This is a genomic window from Streptomyces blattellae, assembly GCF_009709555.1.
In the GTDB taxonomy this organism is placed as follows: Bacteria; Actinomycetota; Actinomycetes; order Streptomycetales; family Streptomycetaceae; genus Streptomyces; species Streptomyces blattellae.
Genome location: NZ_WJBG01000247.1, coordinates 1 through 3,721, shown reverse-complemented (window position 1 = coordinate 3,721; position 3,721 = coordinate 1). Strand labels below are relative to the sequence as shown.

The following is a 3,721-nucleotide window of genomic DNA, read 5'->3' as shown; positions in this document are numbered from 1 at the left end:
CTGACGGCAGGTCAGCCGCACACGGGGCGGGCGCCGCGTCCCCTGCGGCCGGCCGACGCGCGGGTGACCGGAACGCGTCGAGCAGGGTCGCTTACACCACGAGGCGGGACACGACCTCAGCGTGAGCACGGCGAGCGCGGCGAGCACGGCGAGCGCAGCAAGATGAGCGCATACCCGCTACCCGGCGTGCGCGTGTCCCACGGGGGACACGGAGCGGAAGGCTTCCGCGTCGCTCGGCGAGAGTTGCCTGTCGGTCGCGCCCCAGGGGCTTGCGGCAATGGAGAGTAGTTCGTATGCTAACTATCTCCGCACTTACTCGTCCACGTGGAGGCCACGTGTCTGACGGTCGTTCGCTGTCCGGGCTGAAGGTGGTTGAGCTCGGACACCGCGCAGCAGGTCCCGTCCGCGGTCGGGTGTTCGCCGACCACGGCGCGGACGTGATCAAGGTCGAACCCCCGAGCGGCGACGCGATGCGGCGCTGGGGCCGGCTCTACGACGGCGTGGGACTGCACTGGTCCTATGTCGCCAGAGGCAAGAGTTCCGTCGTCATCGACCTGTCCACGCCGGAGGGCCAGGAGCAGCTCAAGGGACTTCTCGCTGACGCGGACGTCGTCATCGAGAACTTCCGTCCGAGGAAGTCGCCGCATGGGCGAAGTCCCTCGATTCGGAAAAGGCACTGTCGCTGCTGGACGAAGCCGGGGTTCCGGCGAGCCGGATCTACAACGCGGCCGATATCCAGAACGACGAACATCATCGCGCCCGCGACATGATCCTGCGCGTCGCCGACCCGTCCCTCGACGGCGAACAGGTGCCCATGCCGGGCATCGTTCCCAAACTCTCGAGTACGCCGGGCGTAGTGGAGCGCGGCGCACCGAAACTCGGTGAGCACAACCGCCTGCTCGACTGAGCACAACCATTTCCAGTTGTCCTGGTCGCACACCCCTTTGCGACCAGGAACCCGAAGAACACATCAGTGCAACGCAACGGAGCGTGAGTAATGACCACAGAAGTCACCCATCCCTTCCTGGACCACGGGCTCCGGTACGACGTCCCGGAGAACGAGGCGGGCCTCACGGGCATGGACCACGTCGGACTGGGAGTCCGCGACCCGCTGGAAGGCGGGAAGTTCGTCGAGCAGGTCCTCGGCGGCATCGAGGTCTACCGGGCGGGCTACAGCGACAAGGACATCGAGCTGGGGCGTCTGAAGCACATCTTCTACCACGTCGGTACGACGCTGGTGGAGGTCGCCGAGCAGAAGACCGAGGACGGGTACCCCGTCGCCGCCACGGAGAACACCCAGCCGCACTGGGCGTTCGGCACGTCCGCCACGGGCCTGTTCAAGTTCGTCGACCGCCTCAAGGACCACGGCATCCCGTTCAACGGCCCGCGCAGCCACCTCGGCATGTCGGCGGTCTCGGTCTACTTCCGCGACCCGGACGGCAACAACCTTGAGGCCGTGACCTGGGAGGAGGTCCCCGAGGACCAGGTCACGCCCATGGGCGGCCCCTTCGGGTTCCCGGACTGGACGGCACTCGCCTGCAACTGGACTCCGCGCGACTAGGAGTCGTACTCGTCCGATCCGGTTGTCTCGGTTCGTGAGGTCGCGCCGGGCGACGGGCTGCAGCTCGGGAAGCCACTCGACCGCGCCGACAAGGCGCGGGTGCTGGAGTCTTTCGTCGCCACTGGGGCCAAGCGCATCGAGGCAACCGTCATGGCGCAGTGATCCGGGATGGAACGGCCGGCGCTGCACGTCTGAGTCGCTGGACCCGGAGGTCCGGATCGCCGAGTTCGTGCCTTCACGCATTCGTGCATGAAGTCTCCGGCCGCTGAGGGGCCATCCGGTCATGCGGGCGGCGCGTCAGCTCGAAACCGTGCTCGGGCACCCCGGCGAGAGCCAACCGCTGGGGACAGGAGGCAGGCTGCGGACGGGGCACCGATGCCTGTGAGTTGACGGAGCCCCCGTCGCTCGGCCCACCGACGGTGGCCGCTCATGGCCGGAGTCGGCCCGCTCGCGCTTCCCCCGCGTGGCGGGCCGATTCCTCCCGGTCGGCGTGAGCGAGTGGCCAACCTCTCCGCCATACCCGGCGCCTCCGTCATGCCCGGCGCCTCCGTCATGCCCGACGTCACGCGAGCCCCGACTCCCGCGGCGGCGGCCCTGAACCGGCGATCGGGGCATTGAGCTGTCGATTCAACAGACGTGGCGGAAGGGCCTGACCAGCCATTTCACGCTACTCACTACAGCAACTCAACCGAGGGATCAGGGGGTTGGCAGCGCGCCCACGGGACTCGCGCGCTGCCTTCCGGCTCCCGTTCCCCACAGAGAGAAGGTCACGGAATGCAGAACCAGAACCTTTCCACGAGCAGCGCCGCAGCGGGCGTCCGCCCCGGGCCCAACCCCTCCCTGACCGCGGACGACATCATGCGCGCGGCCGAGGATCTGGTGCCCCTGCTCCGCGAACGAGCCGCCGAGACCGACGAGTCGCGACGCATCTCGGACGACATCCACCGGCGGATGCAGGACGCCGGCCTCCTCCATATCCTCAGGCCCAAGAAATACGAGGGCCTGGAGCTCACCGATCATGAGCACGCGATGGTGACCCTGACGCTCGCCCGCGGCTGTGGCTCCACCGCCTGGGTCTTCTCCATCCTGAGCGCCAGCAGCGTCGTCGGCTTCGCCTTCCCGGAGGAGGCGCAGGACGAGATGTGGGGAGAGGACCCGTACGCGACGATCGCCGGAAACATCAACCTGAACCCGAAGGCCAAGGCGGAGCGGGTGCCGGGCGGCTACCGGCTGACCGGCCAGTGGGGGTTCTGCAGCGGTTCGGACTTCTCCCAGTGGCTGATGTGCAATGCGCCCGCGGGGGAGAACGGCGAAGGGCACATGTTCCTCGTCGACCAGAAGGAAGGCGTGACGATCGACGACTGGTTCCCGACAGGTCTGCGGGGGACCGGCAGCCGGTCGATGGCCTTCGAAGACGTGTTCGTCCCCGATCGCCGGGTCCTGCCGATGCGCGACATCGGCCGGATGACTGAGGAGCGGCGCTCCCTGCACCCCACGTTCGACTCGCTGTGGTCGTCCTGGCCCGCGGCGGGCCGGTTCCCGTTCTCGGCCGTCGCTGTCGGCGCCGCGCTGGGCGCCGCCGACCACTTCGCCGAGACGGCCGCGTCGGCCACCCGCGTCGCCAGCGCCGTGGGCGGCGTCACCAAGCTCGCCGACCAGGAGTACGTCGCGACCGAGTTCGCGGAGGCCGCCGGCGAGCTGGAGATGGCGCGCATGCTGGTCGACCAGCGCAGCCTGGAGGCTTCCCGGCGGAACACCGCACACCAGACCACGACCCCCGCCGAGCTGATACGTGACACGCGCGACAACGCGCTCGTCACCCGCATCGCGCTGCGCAACGTCCAGCGGATCGCTGCCCTCGTCGGTGCCAAGGGAGGCAACCCCAAGCACCCGGTCTCCATCGCCAAGCGCGACGTGGAGATGGCCTCGAACCATGTCAACCTCAGCTGGCGCCGCGCGGCCGTCGACTACATGGCCACCGTGGGGCAGGGCTGAACGGCCCCGCCGCGCACGTTTCTTACGATCAGAAATCAAAGGTAGGGACATGAATGCGTATTCCCCCCACAGCGACGACCTGAGCGCACACGGCGTGGCCGTGGCCGAGCCGATTCCCGTACTGCCCGCGGATGCCTTCAAGATGGCGTTCCGCCTCTACCCGGG

General features: G+C 68.4%; 4 protein-coding genes. All 4 read left to right on the top strand.

Translation table 11 applies throughout. The features are described 5' to 3' along the window. Nucleotides 1-335: 335 nt before the first annotated feature. The 4 genes from GFH49_RS40860 (at nucleotide 336) to GFH49_RS36790 (ending at nucleotide 3,556) form a co-directional block, all read left to right on the top strand. The gene (locus GFH49_RS40860; protein WP_230396707.1) at nucleotides 336-770 is read left to right on the top strand and encodes a CoA transferase; all 435 of its coding nucleotides are present in this window, start codon (nucleotides 336-338) and stop codon (nucleotides 768-770) included. Beyond that, nucleotides 677-907, top strand: a complete 231-nt coding sequence (locus tag GFH49_RS40855) for a CoA transferase (protein WP_328288320.1) — start codon at nucleotides 677-679, stop codon at nucleotides 905-907. The genes GFH49_RS40860 and GFH49_RS40855 overlap by 94 nt, the downstream gene beginning before the upstream one ends. Nucleotides 908-997: 90 nt before the next feature. Beyond that, entirely contained in the window at nucleotides 998-1,561 is a 564-nt protein-coding gene (locus GFH49_RS36795) for a VOC family protein (RefSeq protein WP_155060408.1), read from the top strand. Nucleotides 1,562-2,335: 774 nt separating this feature from the next. Then, entirely contained in the window at nucleotides 2,336-3,556 is a 1,221-nt protein-coding gene (locus tag GFH49_RS36790) for an acyl-CoA dehydrogenase family protein (RefSeq protein ID WP_155060407.1), read from the top strand. Nucleotides 3,557-3,721 lie beyond the last annotated feature (165 nt).